Source organism: Butyrivibrio sp. FC2001, assembly GCF_000424125.1.
In the GTDB taxonomy this organism is placed as follows: domain Bacteria; phylum Bacillota; class Clostridia; order Lachnospirales; family Lachnospiraceae; genus Butyrivibrio.
Map to the genome: position 1 here is coordinate 35177 of NZ_KE384136.1, position 23551 is coordinate 58727.

Consider the following 23551-nt stretch of genomic DNA (forward strand, 5'->3'; position numbering starts at 1 on the left):
AGGTTCGGCTGACATATTGATTATTAGTTATCCAGGTTCACCTTTCGGCTGGTTCCGAAGAACTTCATAAGAAGGTTCATGATAAGAACCGCACTGTAGGTAATGAGAATCAGAATTGATGCAAATGCGCAGGCAATTCCGTAGGATCCCTTCTCTGCGAACTCATTGATCTGAACTGTGATGAGCAGATAAGAAGGTGTAACCAGAAGGATGATCGCACTGATCGCTGTAATACTGCGGACGAAGGATGTTACAAATCCGCTGAGGAAACTGTCCTTGATAAGAGGAAGTGTAACTGTCATGAATACCTTGAAGCTGTCCGCACCCATGTCATAAGCTGATTCCTCGATGCTCTTATCGATCTGACGAAGAGCTGAGATACCGCTTCTGGTACCTGTAGGAAGGCTTCGAACGATGAATACGATTACAAGGATTGCTCCTGTTCCGTACAGGCTCTGAAGGATTCCTGTTCCGAAGATACCGCCTGAAAAACCTCTGATGTAACCAATGCCGAGTACTGTTCCGGGAACTGCCATTGCAAGCATTGAAACTGCCTCAATGAAGCCCTTTGATTTGAATCTTCTTTTTACAACCAGATAAGAAATGATCATGGACAAAAGTGCTGTTATAGGCGCTGAAATAAGTGAAAGTATGAAGCTGTCCTTAAATGCCTTAAGTCCCTTGTACTTTGTAAATACCTGTCCAAACCACTTGAAGGTAAGATGGAAATCATATCCCCAGGTCTTGAACATTGCGCCAAAGGGAACGCAGATGTACATCAGAATAACGAACATTGCAAGTGCTGAGCACAGAATTGTGAGCGGCACTGTAACTGACTTATCAGTGATGAGCATACGCTCTCTTGAAGCTTTTCCTGAAAGAGTTGCTGTACTCTTCGCCTCAAGATAATACTTCTGAACTACGAACATAAGAAGTGTGATTCCGAGAAGTACTACCGCCATTGCAGCCGCACCCTCTTTGTCGTAGGCACCTGTGATCTGCAGGTAAATCGTTGTTGCAAGTGTGTCATAGGAACCACCGATAATCATAGGGTTCGCAAAGTCTGCGATTGACTCGATGAAGGTTACAAGGAAAGCATTTCCAAGTCCCGGAAGAATAAGCGGGAATGTAACAGTCATGAATACCTTTAATCTTGAAGCGCCCATGTCTCTTGCAGCCTCTTCAAGTGACGGATCGATGTTTTTAAGAAGTCCCTTGAGCATCATGTAGCAAACAGGGAAAAATGTAAGTGTCTGAACAATCGCAATTCCCCAAAAACCGTAGACACTGTTGTCGTATATGTGTAATAAAAATCTTGTAATAATACCTGCCTTACCAAAGAGCATTATCATTGAAAGAGATAATACAAACGGCGGTGATACTACAGGCAGCATGGAAACTGCCTTGAAAAGATTTTCCATAAATTTCGTTCTAAGCTTAACGTAAACCTCTACATAGGCAAAAAGAAGACCTATGAGAGCTGATGCAATACCTACCAAAAATCCTACTTTAAGTGTATTTGTTATAGCTCTTCTGAAGTTTGCAAGAGCCATTACTCTCTCGAAAATAGCAAGTGTGAAACCTTCTTCTGAAATGAAGCTGTCCACCAGCAGTATTGCCAGCGGATATAGAATAAACAAAGTAAGAAAAGCCACCAAAAGCACAATGGTTGTGACCATTATCGGATCAGCCATCAGCTTTTTTCTGTCAAGGCTGGCACTTTGACTCTTAGCCATCAATATAATCCTCCTCTTAAAAAGAAGGACGGAAGATTTTTACATCCGTCCTTCATAATCTGTAACCCCAAGAAATACTTCTCTAATCTGGCAACCATTTATGATTGCCGCCCCTAAAAATTACTCGGTCTGGAAACGATCGTCTGCTGCGCTTCCGAGAGCTGTCATAACCTCTTCAATGTACTTCTCTGTGTTCTGCTTGGCATCCTCGAAGTCATAGTCCATAACGTTCTCAGGATCAAGACCGAACTCTGAAGCAACCTCAGGCTGCTTTGCGTTGTCAATTACAAGGAACTGGTAAGAACCGTTCTGAGCTGCAAGCTCTACGCAATCAGGAGAAAGTGCATACTCGATCCAAAGCTTAGCTGCATTGGGATGAGCACAACCCTTGAAAATAGCTGTTGCACCAACCTCGAAGGATGTACCTGTTGAAGGAATAATAAGATCAATGTTGCCATAACCGTTGTCTACGATCTGTGTGATTCCATCATGAAGGAAACCGATACCAACGATACACTCACCTGTACCAACGTTCTTAGAAGGGCCTGAACCTGACTTTGTGTAAACTTCGATGTTCTTATCAAGGTCTACAAGGTACTGGATACCTTCATCATGACCGTACTTCTGGATCATTGTGTTGATAACAAGCTTAGCTGTTCCAGCTGTGTTGTAGTTTGAAAGCCAGATAAGACCTTTATACTTTTCATCAAGAAGATCCTGCCAGTCAGCGGGCTCCTCAACTCCCATTCTCTCAAGCTCGTCCCTGTTTACCATGAAGCCAAGGATTCCCTTATATATTCCATACCAGTAGCCGTCTTTATCCCTGTATGTATCGCTGATGAGGTGGCTTGCATTCTGAGCTTCATAAGCCTCAAGAAGGCCCTCACCTGCTGCTACGTTGTAAGGATCTGTTGTGCCGCCAAACCATACATCACCTGAAGGATTGCCGTTTTCTTCCTCGATCTTACTCTGAACTTCACCGGTTGAAAGTCTCTGATACTGAACCTTTATGCCGTATAACTTCTCGAAGTTCTCACAAGCTGCTGCAAGATACTCCTCTTCGCAGGAACCGTAAACAACCAGCTCGCCCTCAGCCTTAGCTGCCTCGATGAGCTCGTCCATTCCAGCAACCTCTGTAGCTGCGCCGTCCTCAGATGTCTCTTCTGTTGCCTCAGCTGTCTCCTCAGCAGCTTCCTCTGTAGATGCCTCTTCAGTAGAAGTCTCTGCAGGTGCTGCCTCCTCTGTCTTTGTGTCAGCTGCAGGTGTCTTTGCAGGTGCTGAACCTGAACCACCACATCCAATAAGGCCAAATGTCATTACTCCGGCCAACGCCAATGCCAATTTCTTTTTCATATCCCTCTCTCCTTTCAAAATCGGTCAATTGATAAACAAATCATAAAGAAAATATTAAATTTTAAATACCCAATTTTCTGTTTATTTATCCGTAAAACTGAACATGGTACAATCATAATTGAAGAGGTGAATGCACTAAGTGATTTCAATTCCCATTTGGAGGAATTTATGAATATAGTTGCAGTCGCAGTAACAGATTACATAGGAATAATTCTTCTTATAGCTCTGCTGATCAACAGCCGTTTTAAGCGCGTCGATCAGCAGCTTGACATGAAGATTTTTTCAAATATCGCTTTTCTTACACTGATTTCATGCTTCGTTGATTTCATCTCTTTTTATGCGGACGGAAAACCCGGTAATGCCTGGAGAATTATCAACATCATGGCTAATTCATTCTGCTTTTTTGCAAATCCGGTTTTTGTTTTCAGCTGGTGCCTTTATGAGGATTATAAGCTCTACCACTCCATTTACAGGCTGAGAAAAATCTATAATCTGGCTTCTATTCCTGCCGTTATAATGATAATTCTTGTATTCGTTAATCTTTTTTACCCGATAATTTTCTATGTCACAGAGAACAATGTATATCACAGGCTTCCGCTGAGCTATGTCTACTACCTGATCGATACCGTATATCTTCTGTTTAGCTATATTGTCATTGCAAAATATGAGAAAAAGTATAGAAGAATTAGAGAACATAAAAATCCGTATGACCAGAGCAGTCGAATTTTTCAACAGTCAGAACAGGCGACCCTACAAGCTATCCCTTTCCATGGGATGCAGCACCTACGATTCCGAAAACGAGTCTCTTGATGCCTTCTTAAAGCACATGGACAACAACATGTATGAAGCCAAGAGAATCAGGCATGAAGAATTAGAAAAGCGCAGTTGATCATTTCACGCGACAGGTATAAATATGGTAAATATGAATTTTTCTGATATCAGACACTCTATCTCTGATGTCACCGATTATTCATCCTTCATACGTGAAAACAGACAGATGGTGAACAGATATTTAAACACTGTTCTCTGGTTCTGCATTCTGACAGGTCCTGCTATTGCTGTCGGTATTAAGTTCGGCGTTTTTATGGCAGCTACCTATTCGACCTGCATGGCAGTTTCCATGTACATGTTTATCGTGGCTCTGCTCCATCTCCTTATCATCAAGATCTGGCCCTATTCTGAGCACGTTGGCCTGCTTGCTCTTATTTCCATGGAGCTTCTTTTGGTATTTATGGTGTATCACCATATCCACATTCACATCACCTGGTTTTTCATTCCACTACTAAGTATTCTGTTTTGCGATGGAAAACTGTTTTCAATTACCCTGCTGACCAATTATGCCGCAATGGTCATTTCTACCTGGCTTATATCACCCTACGACAGCAGCACTAATTCCACGTTCGATACACCCTTTGAGTACTTTGTAAATACGATGCTGGGTTACACCATCGAGACTATGGTCATGCTGGTAGCAGGACTTACCCTGACTAAGATTCTCTACGATTTCTTTTCCGCTCTTATGCAGAAAAACAGGGAAGCTTTGGAAAACTCTGACAGGTTAAAGGAGCAGATGAACATTCTGTTTTCAATGGCAGAAATCTATGACCATGTGAATCTGATCGACTTAAATTCCATGACTGAGACGTCCCTCAATGACCAGTCCTACGAGACCTACGAGCTGGATTTTGAGAAGCACGCTCACACCGTCATGAATCACATGATAAAAAAGCAGGTTTCTCCTGATTATCTTGAAGCCTTTCTGGACTTTACCAATTTAAGAACACTTGAAAAGAGACTTAGAGGAAAAAGATTTATATTCGGAGAATTTGTTAACACTAAGACCGGATGGTTCCGCGCCCAGTACATCAATGTGGAATCCAATGGTCAGGGCGTTCCCACCACCGTTATTTACACTGTTCAGAATATCAACTCTGATAAGAGACGTGAGGAAAATCTTATCAGGATTTCCCTTACTGATGAGCTGACTCAGCTTTTCAACAGGAGAAGTCTTGATGCTGATATTGCCCGCTATGAAAGTGGACCCATGGAGGCAGATCTTGTTATCCTGTCTATTGATATCAACAGACTTAAGGCCATCAACGATTCTTTGGGACATGACGCCGGCGATGAGCTTATCCGCGCAGCAGCTGACTGTCTCACCTCCGCCATCGGTAAAAAAGGCAAGGTTTACAGAACAGGCGGCGACGAATTCACCGCTGTTGTTCACTCCACCGCTATAGCTGCAATCGTCGATAAGATTAATCAAAAAGCAGCTTCCTGGAAAGGAAGCTACTCCGATGATCTTGCGCTTTCTATCGGCTATGCATCCCATAAGGATCATCCGGATGCAAGCATAAACGAGTTAAAGAAACTCTCTGACAAGATAATGTATGAAGAAAAAACAAAATACTATCAGGAAACAGGCTACGAGCGCCGTGGTAAGAGATAGTCTTGTTTTTTCATGCTTTTAATTCTGTTTAGAAATTGCTTCCGTTCCATCCCCATTCATGAGAAGCTGCATATTTTATATACATGCGGTCAGGAGCTATTCCCAGCACCTCGCCGTATATTTTTGTGAGCTCTGCAGTCATTCTCTCAAATGCAGCCCTGTCGGGATCTCCGAAAATATTTACACAAATGAAGGCTGTGGGCTTTTGTCCGTCACCTCTAAAGTACATCTCCTGCTCATCAGCAAGGTCGATCATGAGCCAGCTCTCACTCTTTCCGGGAATCAGAGCGATGGCCTGTCCAAGTCTTTCCTTGAGTTCTGTTCTCTGTTCAGGTGTGGTTTTTACACTTACTTTTGAATCAATAAATGGCATGGTGGTCCTCCTGTTCTTTTGTCGATATTGTCTGTTTTATGAATATTATAATACAAAAGTTTTGGCGGGAGGGGAGATTTTGGGTGGGCGTTACGTCTGTTTGAAGAAGGATGATGATGTTGGTTGCCTCGCGGTGAGGGCTTCTGGTGGGTGTTACGCCTATTTTATAGGCCGTGATGATATCGGTTACCTCGCGGGGATGGCTTTCCGGGTGGCATTACGCCTATGCGCGAACAATTCTGATTATTGGTTACCTCGCGGGAGTGGCCTTCCGGGCGGCATTACGCCGATGCGCGAACAATTCTGATTATTGGTTTACCTCGCGGGAATGGATTTCCGGGCGGCGTTACGCCGGTGCCCGAACAATTCTGATTATTAGTTACCTCGCGGGAATGGATTTCCGGGCGGCGTTACGCCGATTCCCGAACAATTCTGGTTATCGGTTACCTCGTGGGGTGCGTCTTCAAGTTGTCGATAGACCAGGTCGCGAACAAATCCTTCTACTGGCGTAATACGATTGTCTACGCTACTCCATCCGTGAAGTCTATAATAAGACTTCTTCGCGCATAGACGTAACGGCTCCGGAACAGCACTCCCGCGAGGGGAGTCAATATATTAGATAATCCCCTCATAGACTGAACTCATATCTGAAATATATATCAACCGTGAAGTCTATAGTAATACTTGTTCGCGAATAGACGTAACGGCTCCGGAACAACCCTCCCGCGAGGGGAGTCAATATATAAAAAAGACCTCATACTGCATGAACTGGATAATCCTCTACGCTGTATGAAGTCTTTAATTAGTTATTTAAATATGTAAACGCTTTCTCTTAAAGAAAACTGCAAACAATATCGCAGCAAGGATCGCTCCTACGCTGACCCCCATATAAATGTAGTTAGTCACAGATATAGTTGATGTCTGTCCGAAGTCTCCAAAGGGAGAATCTCTACCTGGGAAACCACCACTCGGGAAGCCTGACTGAGCATTGCCTGAAGCATCCGAAGATTCCACAGAATTCTGAGTTCCATCTGTTGAATTATCTGTGTTACCAAACGGATTAAATCCATCCGGAGGACTCATGCCCTCTGGTGCGTTCACACCTTCTGTAGGGCCCTGCTGGTCATCTGTACTCACAGCAGCACTATCTGTCTTATCATCAGAAATACTTTTATCTTGTGCTGTTTTGGTTTCAGAATCACTGTCCTGTTTATCACCCTGCTGTTCTCCGTTAGCATCTGTACCTTCCTGTGTTCCAGGGTCACTGTTTCCGCCAGGACCTCCGTTCCCACCTGGACCACCGCCTCCGGGACCACCCATGCCGCCGCCCATGGCACCCATATCGCTAAGGGTGATGGCTGAAGCATCAATTAAGCTTGAAGAATCTGCGCTCTGTCCTGAATCCGTTGAAGGTATTGTTCCATCAAGCTGACCCTCAATGCTTTCACAACGAAGCTTTACAAACTCTGATATTGTCTCTACGCCCTTTTCAAATTCTTCTGTTGTGCAGAACTTGGTGGGATCTCTATCCACATAATCATGGATCATCTCATAGGTAGTATTTATCAGATCTGTAAGGTATCCGCTTGTGTAGAACTGATCGAGGAATTCCTGGAAATACTCATGATACTGTTCTGTGTACTCCTCGGTTGATGTAATCCATTCAAACATCGGTCTGTCAGTGCTGCCTTCAGTAATTGAGAGCGGTGTATCTATAGGGTCATTAACTGCGCTTGTGGAATCATCAGCCTGGAAGGTTCCAAAGGCAAGGTTATAATCCCAGGGGAGCATAGTCATAACACCATCTTCCTCATAGAGGTAGAAGTTATGGATCATGCTTCCGGTATAACTGTCTCCATTTACCACGAAGTTGTGAACAACCATATATCGCATTAACTGCTCGACATCGACAGCGCTTTCTATAAGTTCAGAATCAGAATTTTCCAGTCCTTCATTCAGGTTTTTGATGGAGTTTATAAGTCTCTTTTTATCTGCTTTGTTGGCAGTTGTCTTAGCACTGTTAAATATTGTTGAATAGCTGTCTATATCGTCATCAATGTATTGCAGCTTGGCATCGCTACTTCCCAGGCCAAAGCCGCCACCAGGACCGCCACCGCTAGGACCGCCTCCGGGCATATTTGAAGAATCAAAATCTTCAGGCATGTTCGAAGGATCAAAATCTCCTGGCATCTGTTCAGAATTTTCGGTATCACCTGAATCATCCTCACCACCAGCATCCCCTGCATTTCCATCAGAAGAGCTGTTATCACTATTTCTTTCAAAGGGATTTTTCATACCCATCTTGTCAAAGTCCACATTTTTCATGTCGAAGTCACCGCCGTTACCACGACCGCCGCCCATGGACATTGTGTCAGGCTTGTAAAGATCACCATAGTTTGTTCCATAGTTTCTCTCGAGGAAGGAATCCTCTACCGCCTCGACTGCCAGATATAATCCCCAGTCCTCGCCGTTTACCGTAATAAAACAGTAGCTAACAAGAGGTGATGCAACGCCAAACTCGTTCATCAGCTTGTAGGTGATGTAGTCCTTCATCATGGTGTAATCCTGAATCAGGTTGTTGAGACAGAGCTTATCGAGGCCATGATAATTGCCTGATGTCTCATAGGCATCGAACTCGATCTTGAAGCTGTATCTGTCACTGCCGAGCTGAGCAACCGTACTAAGTGAGGTGTTACCCTTTCCGCGGATTCCCACATTCTTAACCTTCTCCCCATCAATTGTTACGTCTGCTGCAGAGTATTCCTCAGAGGTTGCTGTTTCAAGAAAGCCATCCCAGTCATCTATTGTAATGTCGATCGTATGCACATAGCTGTCATCAAAAAGTGTATTCTCGTACTCGTAGGACACCGTATCAATACTTGTCACTCCAAGAGCACGACCATTCATAAAAAGCACAGTAACAAGAACAGCAATGGCAGTAATGATGACGCATATTTTGTTAATGTTTTTGTTACCTGTCATTTAGTCTCCTTTGCCAAAAGCCAATCAGCGAATCATCAACCCATATATTCGCCGTTGTAGCTTACGAGTACTGCGCTGTTTATGCCATCAAGATCAGCAAGTTCATTTATGAAATCAGTATTGTCTTCCTTAAGTCTTACTTCGATGTTGAGCTCAAGGTTACCCTTCTGGGCGCTCTTACTTTTCACTACAAATCTCTCTACCTTGGACTTAATATAATCAGAAGCCTTAACCTCTGCCTCATGACCTGTGCAGTTGATTACAACGATGTAAGGCATGAGATAAGACTTTTTATTTACAAATACAAGAAGGATCACACCGATGATGATACTTCCGAAAACTGCCAGCGGAATCAGTCCTGCTGCCAGGACGATACCTACTGCAATTGACCAGAACAAAAATGCAATATCAAGGGGCTCCTTGATAGCTGCTCTGAAACGAACGATTGAAAGGGCACCGACCATACCAAGTGAAAGAACTACGTTACTTGTTACTGCAAGGATTACAAGTGTGGTGATCATGGAAAGTGCTACTAAGGTTACACCAAAGCTTGATGAATACATCACGCCCTGGTAGGTCTTTTTATAAACAAGGAAGATGAACATTCCTATTGCGAAAGCAAGCACCATGGCAATCGCCATATCAAGGATGCTTATGCTGGTTACATTTTCAAGAAAGCTTGATTTAAATATGTCATTAAAAGTCATTGGTCTGATTCTCCTATTTCTATGTTTTTATATTATTGGTTGTCTGCAGGCTTCATATTTTGAAAATGAGCCTGTTCTTGCATGTTTAAGCTGTACTACATCACGAATTATTTCAGGTAAAAAGTTGTCCCATTTCACCTCCATGACGCAGATGCCGTCTGCTGCCGGCAATGTGATACATTCTGTATCAAGAAAATCCGTATTCAGCCATCCGGTTCTTATGTTGTAGTCGAGTGTTACTCTGACATTTCCCGGTGCGTAAATAAACGGCTCGCGAGTATAATCAACAATGGTCTTGGGACGAAGTCTCTCGCCGACCATCCTGGAGTACAGTTCTCTTATCAGATCATTTTGATCATTTATCATCCAATCGATGTCCCCATTTATAATTTGTCTCGCCTGTTCTTCGGATATAGATGCTGAAACCTTGGTGCCTAGCCCGCCAACCTTGCTCTTTTTCTCAAGGTGGATAACCGACTTATTACCGTTGTAATATCTGATCCTGAATTTCTGTCTTCTGCTGACACCTGATTGCTTTTCAATAAGCGCTTTGTTTTCAGGTGTATCAAAATACAAACTTCTAATCAGATACTTACCATCCACGGCATGTGGGTCCGAGGTCGCAACCGCCCGCAATCTCTGTCGTATGGCTATCATATCCGAAGCACTGATTTCATGCTTTAGTTCATGTCTAAATTGCACGGTATGCTCCTTCCTGCATGATTTTTTGTAACAAGGTGGATTATATGCCTCTTACCTAAAATGAACCTAAATGAAATTAAGGGAAATTTAGAAAATAGAAAAACTCTTTTGGACATAGCAAAGGGGCTGTCACAAGCGACAGCCCCTGATATTATATCAAGCATACTTATTTGTTTTTTGATTTTGTCACGAACCAAAGTACAATTTCTTTTCTTAGAATGGAAATAAGTTATTATGCATGCCTGATATAAGGCATAACACATTATTTCTTAATTCTGTATAGGTATATTACTTCTCTTTCTGTTTTCTTATTCTTTTTATCGTAGTAGGTAATTCTGATAGCTGTAGTTGTAAATGTTCCCTTTGATTCGAAAGTTGTTGTCTTTGGATTATACTCCTCCTCACCTACTTTAGATGTATCAACCTTGCTAAGCTTAATCTTCTTACCATTCTTAACTTTCTTCCAAGTCCATTTTCCAAATCCTTCAGACTGATCAAGTTCTGAAGTAGCCTTTTTGTACTGGGTTGCAATATCTCCATACTTATCTGTAATTGTTTCAATATCAGGAGTACCTATCTCAATCTTCTTAAGCTTGAAATCCTTACTTGCCATAGTAACACTAAGCTTACCAGATTTAGCATTAGTAAAATTACTGCCTGATCCTTTAGTCCAAAGCTTATTCTTTAATGCATCACTATTATCTACAGGCTCATAAATATCCTTTCCGGCAAATGTAACAGATTTAATAGCTCCTCCAAAATCCTTTGCTATAATCTTAATTTCTTTCTTAACTGTTGTGCCGTCTTTTTTTACTGCATCATAAGTTACCTTATATGTTCCAGGTTTTTTTGTATAAAATCTAACTGTGTAAGATGCATGGTCATATCCCTTAGGCATATCTGTTGAAAGCTTTGCTTTTTCTACCTTAACAATCTTTCCATCTACATCCCTATAATAACCATTACCAGCCTTATCGAAGAAATCTGGCTCAGCAGCAGTTTTAGGATTAGAAGGATCTGTAAACTCACGCTTTCTAATAACCTTTACTTTAAGAGCTTTCTTCTTTGACTTAAAATTAGTAAACTTTGCTACATCCGTTGATGTACTAGTCCTCCAGTACTCATTATAAGAATTTGTGCAGATAGTCATAGCTTTTCTGGGTGACGCTAAATCGGATTCATCAAGATTCGTATAATCTTTCTCTGAATAGCTCTCCTTTGTATCCTCATTTGTATAGGTTTTGAAGCCATCGCCATCCTTTGTCCACAGTACTTCGGCATTAGCTGAAATAGGCGCTGCCAATGTAATAGTAAGCGCTGCAGCAAGTGCCATTGCTCCTAATTGTTTTAATCCCTTCATAAGAGACCCTCCTTCATAAAGAAAATTTACGGTTTTACGTAACCGTGTTCTCGTGACATTTTTAATTCTATCACCCCCCCGAGATTGTCAAGGCAACTTAATAGCGCATTTAAGGCATTTTATAATTTTAATAAAATGTTTATAATTACGTTTATTATCGAACTTCAGTAAGGACACAGTTTTTTCACATTTATGCACAATCATAATATAGTGACACTTTTCCAATAATTAATAATTGTTATATTTTTATATTCATCTATACACTTCATAGAGAACATTCATGATTGTGATATCTTATCTATAGACTTACTGGTTGAAGTGAGTTTTATATATCAATTCAGACTATATTTCAATTTCCTTCTTTTCCGACTCCACTCGCGGGAGTGCTGTTCAAGAGCCGTTACGTCTATGCGGGGATTATCTATAATACCGACTCCCCTCGCGGGAGCGTTGTTCAGAAGCCATTACGTCTATCCGCGAAGAAGTCTTATCGTAGACTTCACGGATGAAGTAGCGTAGATAATTGCTATACGCCGGTAGTTAGATTTGTTCGCGAGCAGACGTAACACCACCCAGAAAGCTACTCCCGCGAGGTAACCGATATCTTCTTTTCTCCCCCGATAGGCGTAACGCCTGCCCGAAGACTCCTCAACCTGTTCAACCGATTAGACCGACTCAGTCCTTTCCGGTTGAACTCTTTTTTTTCATCGTAAATCTCCTTACGTCTATGCTAATAATTGTTCGCGGGCAGACGTAAAGCCGCCCGGAAAGCTACTCCCGCGAGGTAGCCAACATCATCATATCCCTCAAATAGACTTAACGCCCGCCAAAAATGCACAGCCACAATGTCATAGCCCGCCAAAAATCCACAGCCACAATGTCACAGTCCCCCAAAATCCACTCCCGCGAAGCCGCAGCCCCAATAATCCCACAATAATCCCACTAAAAAAGCCACGTACCGGTACTTCAGTACGCGGCTCCACTATATTAACTCATCTAAATTTAAACCAGATTAAGCTCACTCTCACTCAGCAGTTCGTCGATCAGCTCCTTCACAGTCACAATGCTCTTTACTCTCGGTGCATTTTCGCCGCAGAAGAAAAGGCCTTCTTCCCTATTACCGCGGGCAGCGGAGATAAGTGCTCTGCTGATGCAGTAAGGAATCTTGTCGCCCTTGGGGCAGGCTGTAAGACAGCTGTTGCATTTCTTTGCAAGGTAGCTCTTGCCCTTCTCAAGATTCTGAAGAAGAGGCGTATATATTGCTCTTGCGGGCATTCCCACAGGACTCTTGATGATGCGGATGTCCTCCTCCTTAGAATCGACGATCACCTGCTTGAAAACATCATCCACATCACACTCCTTTGTGGCGATGAAGCGTGTTCCAATCTGCACGCCGTCGGCGCCGGCATTCACAGCCTCTGCCATGTCCTTTCCGTCAAAAACTCCGCCACCTAAAAAGACATAAATCTTCTTTTTAAACTCCTCCTCGAAGGGTTTAATGGCTTCCTTAACCTCCTTAAGAATCTGGAGATTAGGCTGGCAGGTATTGTTCTCGAGATCATCTGCTGAGAAGCCAAGATGTCCTCCTGCCTTATGACCTTCTATTACCATGAAGTCAGGAAGGATTCCTGCTCTTCTTACGAAGTTCTTACAGAGAAGCATTGCTGCTCTCTTACTTGATACTATAGGTGCAAATAAGGTCTTGCTGCCCTTTACAAGCTCTGCAAGATTAAGAGGAAGACCTGCGCCTGATATTATTGCATCTGCGCCTGCTTCAATGGCAGCCTTTACTGTTTCCTCATAGTGGCTTACGGCAACCATGATATTTACTCCGATAAGTCCCTTGCCCTGAGAAATCTCCTTTGCCTTTTTGATGTGCTCCTTCAAAGCCCTGATATTTGCTTCAAAGGGGTTCTCTAAGAAATCAGGCTCTTCAAATCCGATGTTTACTGAGCTTATGACTCCCATGCAGCCCTCTCTTGCAACACTTCCTGCAAGATTAGACAAAGAAACACCAACCCCCATGCCGCCCTGGATAATTCCATGAGCCAGCTCTTTTCCACCAATATTCATTTTATAAATCTCCTCATTAGGCTCCTCCGCTGCAAGCAGCGGAAAATGCGCACAAAACGCTAACGCGCATTACTTCACAAAATCGGAGGGAGAACTGTCAGTGTACTTTTTAAATACCGTACTAAAGTATTTGTAGTCACTAAAGCCCGTCATCTCCGATACTTCATATACTTTATAGGTTCCTGTCTCAAGAAGCTTCACGGCCTTCTGAATGCGATATTTATTAAGGAAATCAAGATAAGTCTGACCTGTTGCCTCTTTGAATTTTCTTGATAAATAGCTTCCCGAAACACCAAGCTCCTCTGAAAAAGTCTCTATGCTTATCTTGTCCGCATAGCGCTCCTTCGTTTCCATTAAAATGCGCTGGACGTAATCATTGTCCTTCTCGCTTTTTATAAACAGAGTATCGATGTCGTCTGCAGTCTTCATCTTATCGGTGAGCTGCCTCAGCTGTCTGTCCTTTTCAATCTCTGTGATAGTTTTTTCAATGCTTTTCTTGAGTTCCTCTTCGTCGACGGGCTTCATAAGATATGCAGATACGCCAAGCTCTATTGCCTGCTTTGCGTACTCAAAATCAGCATAGCTTGTCATTATAATAGCCTTGAAGTCGCCAAGCTCCTGCCCCTGCTTTATCATCTCGATGCCATCGACAACAGGCATCATTATGTCTGTAAGCACAATGTCAGGCTGGAGCTCCTTTATTTTTTCTATGCCTTCCTTACCATTACACGCTTCACCTATGATGGTACATCCCATGGATACCCAGTCCATGGTATATGCTATTCCCTTTCGGATGATATCCTCATCCTCGGCAATCAAAACTCTGTACATTCATCCCTCACATTCTGACAGGAAGAACCAGTCTTACAACCGTTCCTTCTCCCTTTTTACTGGTGATATCAAGTCCGTAGTCGCCCTTATACATAAGCTTTATTCTCTGATGAATATTGTAAAGACCAATGTGCTGATGCTCTGTATCTAGATCTATAAGCTGCATTTTTATCCCGGCGAGAGTCTCTGCATCAATTCCCACGCCATCATCCTCGCACACAAATATCAGCTTATCCTGAAGCTGATAGCCGTTGATATTAACGGTGAGCTTCTCCTTTTCTCCAAAGCCGTACTTAATGGAATTTTCAAGTAATGGCTGAACAAGGAGCTTCGGAATAAGACAGTCCTTTATATCCTCGGACACATCGATATTATATGCAAAACGCTTGTTGAATCTGATCTGCAGGATATTGAGATAGTTCTGAAGGTTATCAAGGTCCTCCCTGACTGTAACCTCTTCTCTCGTCTCCCTGATACTATAGCGCAGAAGTCCCGACAGCGACACGATCATCTTATCAGCTGCGGCGGCATCTATCTTTGCCATGAACCTTATGTTATCAAGAGTGTTGAAAAGAAAATGCGGATTGAACTGACTCTCGAGCCTCTTAACCTGCGCAAAAGCTACGTTCTCCGCAAGAATCTTGTTCTGCTCTATCTGAGTCTTAAGACCTCCAAGCATCTTGTTAAAGTCATTTCCGATTGTCTGAAATTCCTTACTGCTGTCGATCCGCAGGCCCACATTCAGGTCGCCGTTCTGAACCGCTTCGAAGGCTTTCTCAATTTTCTTTACATCTCTTGTATATACTTCAGAGCTTGTAGCTGTACTTCTGTAGGTGATAACGATGATCGCAACGAATATAACTGCTATCACCGCTGTTATAATCAGCATGATGCTGAGGTTCCTGTTTATGTCTGAAAAGGTAAATATGTTGAGCCCTGCCGGAATGCTGCTCTCGTAGCTGACATACTTTACGCCGCCTATCTTGGCAATTCCGTTGTGCCCCTCAAAGAGTTCGTTAATCTGACCAAACTCATCCGTAAGTCCCTGAGTGTTGTTTAGATACACCCATCCGTTAGCATCTGTAACCGCACAGTATCTGTTCCTTTTGTAGATGATATCAGATATCACTGAGGTGGGAACCACGTAAACTATGGCGTAGGCAAGACCGCTTCGCTTGTGTATTCCCCTTGCCACATACAGGTTTTTTTCATATAGAATAGTCTCTGTTCTCTCGGGATTACTGCGCACCCTGTTCCAGACACCCCAGTTATCGTACTCCTCTTCTGTCAGGCACTCGGGGACGCTTCCTTCGCTTGAAAAAAGCACTTCCCTTTTGGGAGACAGGATAACAAGCTTTCCGATGCTTGAGTACTTTTCAGTGTGCGAATAAAGCTCCCTGAAAAACTCATCCTCAGATGCTTTGACATCATCCTTACTTTTAAGCATCGCCTTTTCACAGTTAAAAACCAGCTCGTAGTAATTGTCCAGTATTGCGCTAATGTCAGTTCCTATGTCAAGGTTATCCTTCTTATTCGCAGCACCTGTGTAAATGCTCCAGATGCAGACAAACAGGAGAATTGCAGTGAAAACAATCGCGATGACAGGAATCAGGGAATACCATATAAAGGTTCTTCTTATGTTGTCCTGAAAGGAGTTAATCTCTTTGTTACTCATTAGCTCCTCCCATCATATCTGAAAACCTGGACAGCCACTTATTTTCGCTGCTGCCTACAACATCACGGTCAGCTTCTACGATATTCAGTTCTTCCTTTGGTGTGACAAGAACAGATGCTTCCACGTCCCTGCGAACGCTTCTTCTTCCGAGCTTTGCAGTTATGTATTTCTGGGTATTGTATGCAGTCATGAAGTCCACGAATTTTTTGGCACTGTCTGCGTGCTTAGTATTCTTATTTATATAGACTCCATCAGGAGTGGAAAGAATTCCCTCCTCCATGTAGACGATCTTGATATGCTTATCCTGATTTATCATTGTCAGCGCAGCTTCTTCAAAGGTCAGTCCCACCAGAAATTTTCCGGAGGAGACGCCTTCGTATACTTCGGATGAACTTTGAAGAATTACTCCGTTAAGCTGATCACTGAATTTTTCAACATAATCCCAACCGTCCTCAGGATTGCCATTACCCATGGCGTAGAGCATATTTGTCAGGTGTTCAAAAGAAGATGAAGAACTGGAAGGATCGGCAAAGGCGATTTTGCCCTTAAGCCTCGGATTAAGAAGGTCCTCATATCCCTTAACCTCTATATCACCGATGAGATCAGTGTTTATCATAAGTACGCTGGGAACATCCGTAAAGCAGGTGAATCCTTCACCTACATCCTTGAAGTTCTCATAAAAGCTGTCGATGTTTTCAGTTTTATACGGTAAAAAAGCGCCTTCACTTTCGCCGACGCTAAGAATTGATCCGCCCCATAAAACATCTATATCAGCATCACTTTTTATGAGCTCAAGGGCCTTGGAGGTTCCGCACTGAAGAGCTTTAACCTTAATCCCGGTCTCGCTCTCGAACTCATTAATCAGAGGTATTATAAACGGGGCCGGATGAGGAGATACCACCACCAGCTTTTCCTGGGCTGTGTCCTTATCCGGCTGACCATAACCGATATTAAAAAATATGACCATCATTATCACGACTGCGAAAACAAAGGTCGCGGCTGCAATTATCTTTCTCTTTATAGTCATCCGGTAAATGAGTCCTTAAATGCTTTGATATCAAGCTCAGGCATCAGTTCGTTGTTGATGATGTCGAGCATCTCGTTGAGCTTCTTATAATCCTCGGGAGAAAATCTCTTTTCGCATCTCTTCATAAGAAGCTTTAAATAGTCCTGATTTATCTTACAGAACTCGAGATATTTCTGGGTGGGTCTAAGATGGTACTCACGTCCGTCTTCCTTGGACTGTACCTTCTCAACATATCCCTTCTGCACCAGGCACTTGATTCTGTGGGCAGCATTGGGGGATGATATATCAAGCATCTTGGCAAACTGAGCAACCGTAGGTTCCTCCATTGCCATTATGACTTCCATACTAAAGGTCTCAACCGTAGTAAGTGTAGCCTCTCTATTTTCAAATCGTGAATACACCTTCATGAAAAAGTGAAGGCGCAGCTTATCATATATGTGGCTTATTGCAAAATCAAACATAAAACAAAAATCCTCTTTTAATTTTTCTCTATTATAACATAGTTAAATGATAGAGAATGTGATTTCTGCTTTAGTGACTACAACGCCGTCAACCAGTGCTTCTGCCTCCGCTACGCCGACAGGTCCCTTGCATCTTACCATCTCGCAGCGAAGCTCTAACACATCGCCGGGTGTAACGGGTCTTTTGAAGCGTGCATTTTTTATGCCACCGAAAAGTGCAAGCTTTCCTCTGTTTTCAGGAAGCGCCAGTGCTGCCACTGCTCCTGTCTGAGCCAGTGCTTCGATTATGAGGACACCCGGCATAATGGGCTTTCCAGGGAAATGCCCCTGAAAAAAGGGTTCATCCATACTCACGCATTTTCTGCCAACCGCCCAGACTCCGGGCTCGTGGTCAATGATCCTGTCCACCAGTGCAAAGGGATAGCGGTGAGGGATTATGTTCGCTATCTCCTCTGCAGTAAGGGGATTTTTTTCTTCTCTTTCTACAATATTCATCTATGCCTCCTTATGCTTCGTACTTCTTAAAAATAAGGCAGGCATTGTGACCGCCAAAGCCAAGGCTGTTGCTGAGTACATACTTAAGATCTGCCTCTATTCCTTTTTCCGGAACATAGTTAAGATCCATCTCAGGCTCGGTTTCCTTAAGTCCTACGGTTGCAGGAACGAATCCATCTTCAAGAGCTTTTACGCTGAAAACTGCTTCAACACCGCCTGCTCCTCCAAGGAGATGACCTGTCATTGACTTAGTACTTGATACATAGAGATCCTTTGCATGATCTCCGAAAACTATCTTGATGGCAGCTGTCTCATACTTGTCATTTAAGCTTGTGGAGGTTCCGTGAGCATTGATGTAATCAATGTCTGTCTCACTGATTCCAGCATCCTTGATCGCAAGCTGCATGCAGGCTGCTCCGCCCTTTCCTTCGGGAGAAGGTGAAGTTATGTGATAAGCATCGCAGTTGCTGCCATAGCCCACAATCTCAGCATAGATATGTGCGCCTCTTTTAACAGCGTGCTCATACTCTTCAAGTACCAGGATTCCGCTGCCTTCACCCATTACAAAGCCGTTTCTGTCCTTGTCAAAAGGAATGCTTGCTCTTTTGGGGTCCACTGTATCGGACAGTGCTTTCATATTCTGGAAGCCTGCGATACCTAGAGGTGTTATGCTGCTCTCAGTTCCTCCGCAGATCATCACATCCTCGTATCCATCTCTTATTCTGAAAAATGAATCGCCGATTGCATTGCTTCCTCCTGCACAGGCTGTAACAGGACAGGTGCACATTCCCTTAAAGCCATGGGATATTGCAATCCTTGCTGCTGCCATGTTGGAGATTGCCATAGGCACAAAGAAGGGGCTTACAAAGTTATAGCCTTTTTCCTTAGCCCTGGTATTCTGTTTTTCAATATCATCAAGTCCGCCGATTCCACTTGATACGATAACTCCGCATCTGTCAGCAGAAATCTCTGAAACAGGTGTATCAAAGTTGTAGCTTCCATCCTCTGCCTTGCAGAGTCCTGCATCCTCGATTGCTTCCTCAGCTGCATATAATGCCAGCTGGGTGAAGCGCGACATGTGGCGAAGCTCTTTTTTATCAAGCTTTGATGCCGGGTCAAAATCCTTGACCTCTGCTGCCACCTTTACCTTGTAATCAGTGGTGTCAAAGGAAGTGATTTCCCCTATGCCGATCTTGCTTTTCTTTACATTGGTCCAGCTGTCTGCCACGCTGTTGCCGGTAGGGTTAATGGTACCCAGACCGGTTACTACTACTCTTCTTTTCATGTTAACTCCTTTTCACAATGAAGTTCTGTTCTCGCTTCGCTCGCCAGAACACGTTCTTACCAGGTTCGAAAGAACCTCACCAGGTAATCACAGCCCTCCACTCACTTCTAAAACCTGTCCGGTGATGTAGCTGCTCTTTTCGTCAGCGAGAAAAAGAACTGCATTCGCAACGTCCTCCGGTTCTCCCATTCTCTTCGCAGGTATTGACGAGTTTATGTTTTCCTTCTGGGCATCGGTGAGCACAGCGGTCATGTCAGTTGCGATCATTCCGGGAGCAACTGCATTAACTGTGATGTTCCTTGAAGCCAGCTCCTTTGCGATGCTCTTGGTCATTCCGATGAGTCCTGCCTTACTTGCACTATAATTGGCCTGACCTGCATTTCCGTGAACTCCCACAACACTGGAGATGTTTACGATTCTGCCGTAGCGCTGCTTCATCATGGGCTTGGTCACAAGCTTGCTCATCAAAAATGCACCGCGAAGGTTGGTTGATATTACGCTGTCAAAATCGTCAGCGCTCATTCTTGCTACGAGGCCGTCTCTTGTGATACCTGCATTATTTACGAGGGCATCTACCTGTCCGTATTTGTCCATTACTGTTTTAACCAGTTCTTCACAGGAAGCTTCTTCAGATACATCGCCTTTGAAAAGAACCACATCTGCTGCTCCGTTTTCCCTGCAAAGCTTCTCGGTTTCTGAAGCCGCACTGTCATTTCCGGCATAGCTTATGGCCACGTTGTAGCCCTTCCTGGCAAAGCCTACTGCTATCGCTCTTCCTATTCCGCGACTTCCTCCTGTTACTATTGCTGTTCTAGCCATGTTTCTACCTCTGTTTTCTGCACCTTATCAACCAGAATTGTTGTTTTAGTAGTTTCTGATTGACACAGTTGGCTTTATGCCGATAATTAATTGTTATATTATCGTTATCAGTGCGTCTATTTCTTAAAAATCGCTGCTTCTGGTTGAATTTCAATTAAATATGAGCTTGTAAAAAAAAGATATATGTACGTCAATCATCTCTTTTTTCAACAATTGACTCATCGCATTCGATATTAAATACTTTTATTATCACTATTACAAATAGTCGATACGTCGATATTGCCTAAAAAAATCACATAGACGTAACATCACAAAATCAAAAGCTCAAAGTTCAGTCAGTTTTCATCTCTTCAGCATTCTGACTTACCTATTGTGTTCAAAAACTTAGATCCAGACAGAAGCCTTCCTCCTTCAAACTGCCAAAAGAAAGTCAGCACGCCCTATCCAAAAACTCCTTAATACTCTCTGAGCTCTCCAGTGTTATGCATTCGATGTCATCAACCTGCTTTTCCTTGGCAGTTCTCTTAACGAATCCTGTCAGCGCCTTTCCGGGGCCGATTTCAACGAAGCGTCTTACGCCCTTATCAAGAAGATACTCGATTGTCTGGGTCATCTTAACACCGCTCTGAACCTGCTTCTCAAGAAGTCCGGGTACTGTTTCAGCAGCGTCGCGCTCGCTTCCCTTTACGTTGAATACAACAGGAATCTTTTCTTCTTCAAAGCTTATGTCCTTGAAGTAGTCCTTTAGAGCATCTCCTGCAGGTGACATGAACTTTGTATGAAAAGGTCCGCTTACATTTAATGGCATGCACCTTTTCGCACCGTTTTCCTTAGCAATCTCAGATGCCTTCTCAACGGCCTTCTTCTCGCCGCCGATTACGATCTGTCCGGGACAGTTGTCGTTACAAATGGACACAACGCCCTCAGACTGAGCTTCGTCAACGCACTTCTGGAGCTCGTCTCTTGAAAGTCCCATGACTGCTGCCATTCCGGCTTCAACACCCTCAGCTGCCTTAGTCATGGCATCACCTCTGAAGGCTGCAAGCTTTATGGATGTCTCTGCATCCCACACACCTGCTGCATGAAGGGCTGAATACTCTCCAAGAGAAAGTCCTGCCAGGTAGTCGGGCTTAATTCCGTTCTTGTCAAGGATTGCCGTTACACCTGCCGCAAATGCGACCATGCAGGGCTGTGTGTATTTTGTCTGGTTAAGTTCTCCCTCCGGATCCTCAAAGCACATTTCCTTTAAATCGAAGGAGAGCTCTGCCTTATCAAAAACGTTCTTAAATTCATCAAAATCGCGGTAGAGGTCTTCGCCCATGCCCTTGTGCTGGCTTCCCTGTCCCGCATATAAAAATGCTGTTTTCATACGCTCATCAGCTCCTCAAATATCTCTCTGACAGGTCTTATTTCCTTAAGCTGACCGCAGGTCTGACCTGCCATGAGGCTTCCGGTTTCTGTGTCACCCTCAAAGACTGCTCTTCTAAGACTTCCAAGAGTGAACTTCTCAAGCTCCATAACATCGGCTCCTGCCTTTTCCTGCTTGATGTATTCCCTTGTCATCTTGTTCTTTAAGACTCTCACAGGGGTTCCGCCGATCCTTCCTGTTACAACGGCGTCAGTTCCCTTGGCTTTTACAACAGCCTTTTTGTAGTTCTCATGGATAGGACATTCCTCACTTGCAAGAAGGCAAGTTCCAACCTGGATTCCGCAGGCGCCAAGAGCAAAGGCTGCCTTGACCTGTCTGCTGTCTGCGATTCCTCCTGCTGCGATAACGGGGATATTTACCGTATCTACAGTCTGGGGAACCAGAGTCATGGTTGTCATCTCTCCTACGTGTCCACCACTCTCGCAGCCCTCTGCGATTATCATGTCAGCACCGCTCTTTTCAAGAGCCTTGGCAAGAATAGGTGCTGCAACAACCGGTATAACGGTTATGCCTGCTGCCTTCCACTTCTCCATGTATTTTGCAGGGTTTCCGGCTCCTGTGGTAACGACCTTTACACCCTCTTCGATAACGATATCTGCAAGTTCATCTGCATCAGGATGCATCAGCATGATGTTCACGCCAAAGGGCTTATCTGTTTTGCTCTTGCATTTTCTTATCTCTTCCCTGAGCATCTGAGGGCTCATTCCGCCTACGCCTATGAGTCCCAAAGCACCTGCATTGGAGCAGGCTGCCGCAAATTCTCCGGTTGCGATATTCGCCATTCCTCCCTGAATGATCGGATATTTTGTACCAAGTATCTCGTTTAGTTTTTTCATTTTAATTCCCTCTCCCGGCGTAGCGTATAAGTGCTCCTGCCCAGGTAAGTCCTCCTCCGAAGCCGACCATCATAAGAAGGTCACCGCTTTTCACCTCGCCCTTCTTTACAAGCTCATCAAGTGCGATCGGCACTGACGCAGCACTTGTATTTCCGTAGCGATCCATGTTCTTGTAAAACTTATTGGGATCTGCCTTCATTCTTCTTATGACAAAATCGATGATTCTCTCATTTGCCTGATGGCAGATCACTTTATCTACATCTTCGACTCCCAGTCCACTTTTTTCTTTTAGTTCCTCAATGCACCTTGGAATAATGGTTGTTGCGAATTTGAAAACTTCCTTTCCTTCCATTCGAAGGTTGCTTGGCTTCTTGCCGGCTCCCTCAGCCATGATCTCGTATCCGCCCCTTGCACCAAGTGTTGACGCATAGATTTTTTCGTCGGATCGCCTTATCACCGCTGCACCCGCGCCGTCCCCAAATAATACGCAGGTGGTTCTGTCCGTCATATCAAGAAGCTTGGAAAGCTGCTCGCACCCTATGACAAGTGCATGCTTTTCACCATTTCCGTTAAGCAGTCCTCTTGCAACTTCGATTCCATATAAAAAGCCGCTGCAGGCTGCGTTCACGTCAAAGGCAGGAATGTTTTCACGAAGTCCCAGATGTCTTTGCACCATGCATGCCATACTGGGTGTTGCAAAATCACCTGAGACTGAGGCACAAATACAAACTCCTATGTCCTCAGGCTCAAGTCCCGAATCCTCAAGTGCCTTCTTTGCCGCTTCAATTGCCAGCGAGTTCGCACATTCATCCTCAGCACAAAAATATCTGTTTTTAATTCCTGTTCTGGTGCTGATCCACTCATCGCTGGTATCTACTATCTTCGCAAGGTCGTCGTTTGAGACAACCCTGGAGGGAACCGCCATTCCGGTTCCTATTATCTCTATATTTTCCATATG

Annotated in this window: 20 protein-coding genes; 2 read left to right on the plus strand and 18 right to left on the minus strand. The window is 43.8% G+C overall.

What is annotated here, in order from left to right; translation table 11 throughout:
* Positions 1–23: 23 nt before the first annotated feature.
* Positions 24–1736 carry an ABC transporter permease gene (locus tag G601_RS0120865; RefSeq protein WP_026493756.1) on the minus strand — a complete coding sequence of 571 codons (1713 nt, stop codon included), beginning with the start codon at positions 1734–1736 and terminating at the stop codon, positions 24–26.
* A 120-nt stretch (positions 1737–1856) separates the two neighbouring features.
* Positions 1857–3089 (minus strand): ABC transporter substrate-binding protein, encoded by a 1233-nt coding sequence (locus tag G601_RS0120870; protein ID WP_026666485.1) that lies wholly within the window; start codon positions 3087–3089, stop codon positions 1857–1859.
* A 706-nt stretch (positions 3090–3795) separates the two neighbouring features.
* Here G601_RS0120870 and G601_RS27490 point away from each other — a divergent pair.
* Both G601_RS27490 and G601_RS25545 read left to right on the plus strand, forming a co-directional pair.
* Positions 3796–3978 carry a diguanylate cyclase domain-containing protein gene (locus G601_RS27490; protein ID WP_442852405.1) on the plus strand — a complete coding sequence of 61 codons (183 nt, stop codon included), beginning with the start codon at positions 3796–3798 and terminating at the stop codon, positions 3976–3978.
* Positions 3979–4002: 24 nt separating this feature from the next.
* Positions 4003–5538 (plus strand): sensor domain-containing diguanylate cyclase, encoded by a 1536-nt coding sequence (locus G601_RS25545; RefSeq protein WP_026666487.1) that lies wholly within the window; start codon positions 4003–4005, stop codon positions 5536–5538.
* Between the two features lie 28 nt (positions 5539–5566).
* On the opposite strand, the gene G601_RS0120885 is transcribed toward G601_RS25545, so the two are convergent.
* The 16 genes from G601_RS0120885 to G601_RS0120965 all read right to left on the minus strand — a co-directional run bounded on the left by G601_RS0120885 (position 5567) and on the right by G601_RS0120965 (position 23548).
* Positions 5567–5911: a phenylpyruvate tautomerase MIF-related protein gene (locus tag G601_RS0120885; protein ID WP_026666488.1), complete on the minus strand. Its 345-nt coding sequence runs from the start codon at positions 5909–5911 to the stop codon at positions 5567–5569.
* Between the two features lie 810 nt (positions 5912–6721).
* Complete coding sequence (locus G601_RS0120895; protein ID WP_026666490.1) at positions 6722–8893, minus strand: CotH kinase family protein; 2172 nt, start codon at positions 8891–8893, stop codon at positions 6722–6724.
* A 35-nt stretch (positions 8894–8928) separates the two neighbouring features.
* Positions 8929–9600: a DUF4956 domain-containing protein gene (locus tag G601_RS0120900; RefSeq protein ID WP_026666491.1), complete on the minus strand. Its 672-nt coding sequence runs from the start codon at positions 9598–9600 to the stop codon at positions 8929–8931.
* Positions 9601–9627: 27 nt separating this feature from the next.
* On the minus strand, positions 9628–10302 hold the full coding sequence (locus G601_RS0120905) for a polyphosphate polymerase domain-containing protein (protein WP_026666492.1): 675 nt from the start codon (positions 10300–10302) through the stop codon (positions 9628–9630).
* Positions 10303–10564: 262 nt separating this feature from the next.
* A complete protein-coding gene (locus tag G601_RS0120910) occupies positions 10565–11662 on the minus strand; it encodes a hypothetical protein (protein WP_026666493.1) in 1098 nt (365 codons plus the stop codon).
* A 1002-nt stretch (positions 11663–12664) separates the two neighbouring features.
* A complete protein-coding gene (locus G601_RS0120915) occupies positions 12665–13735 on the minus strand; it encodes an NAD(P)H-dependent flavin oxidoreductase (RefSeq protein WP_026666494.1) in 1071 nt (356 codons plus the stop codon).
* Between the two features lie 69 nt (positions 13736–13804).
* Positions 13805–14566, minus strand: a complete 762-nt coding sequence (locus G601_RS0120920; RefSeq protein WP_026666495.1) for a response regulator transcription factor — start codon at positions 14564–14566, stop codon at positions 13805–13807.
* Between the two features lie 7 nt (positions 14567–14573).
* Entirely contained in the window at positions 14574–16241 is a 1668-nt protein-coding gene (locus tag G601_RS24475; protein WP_035791279.1) for a sensor histidine kinase, read from the minus strand.
* Positions 16234–17268 (minus strand): extracellular solute-binding protein, encoded by a 1035-nt coding sequence (locus tag G601_RS0120930; RefSeq protein ID WP_026666496.1) that lies wholly within the window; start codon positions 17266–17268, stop codon positions 16234–16236. The genes G601_RS24475 and G601_RS0120930 overlap by 8 nt, the downstream gene beginning before the upstream one ends.
* Complete coding sequence (locus G601_RS0120935) at positions 17265–17729, minus strand: MarR family winged helix-turn-helix transcriptional regulator (RefSeq protein WP_026493768.1); 465 nt, start codon at positions 17727–17729, stop codon at positions 17265–17267. Before G601_RS0120935 ends, G601_RS0120930 begins: the two co-directional genes overlap by 4 nt.
* A 42-nt stretch (positions 17730–17771) precedes the next feature.
* On the minus strand, positions 17772–18224 hold the full coding sequence (gene fabZ / locus G601_RS0120940) for a 3-hydroxyacyl-ACP dehydratase FabZ (RefSeq protein ID WP_035791280.1): 453 nt from the start codon (positions 18222–18224) through the stop codon (positions 17772–17774).
* A 10-nt stretch (positions 18225–18234) separates the two neighbouring features.
* Complete coding sequence (gene fabF, locus G601_RS0120945) at positions 18235–19509, minus strand: beta-ketoacyl-ACP synthase II (RefSeq protein ID WP_026666498.1); 1275 nt, start codon at positions 19507–19509, stop codon at positions 18235–18237.
* Positions 19510–19596: 87 nt separating this feature from the next.
* Positions 19597–20328, minus strand: coding sequence for a 3-oxoacyl-[acyl-carrier-protein] reductase (gene fabG / locus G601_RS0120950; protein ID WP_026666499.1), 732 nt, complete (start codon positions 20326–20328; stop codon positions 19597–19599).
* A gap of 430 nt (positions 20329–20758) precedes the next feature.
* On the minus strand, positions 20759–21697 hold the full coding sequence (gene fabD, locus G601_RS0120955; RefSeq protein WP_026493772.1) for an ACP S-malonyltransferase: 939 nt from the start codon (positions 21695–21697) through the stop codon (positions 20759–20761).
* Positions 21694–22593, minus strand: a complete 900-nt coding sequence (locus tag G601_RS0120960) for a DUF561 domain-containing protein (RefSeq protein ID WP_026666500.1) — start codon at positions 22591–22593, stop codon at positions 21694–21696. The genes fabD and G601_RS0120960 overlap by 4 nt, the downstream gene beginning before the upstream one ends.
* Position 22594: 1 nt before the next feature.
* Complete coding sequence (locus G601_RS0120965; protein ID WP_026493774.1) at positions 22595–23548, minus strand: beta-ketoacyl-ACP synthase III; 954 nt, start codon at positions 23546–23548, stop codon at positions 22595–22597.
* Positions 23549–23551 lie beyond the last annotated feature (3 nt).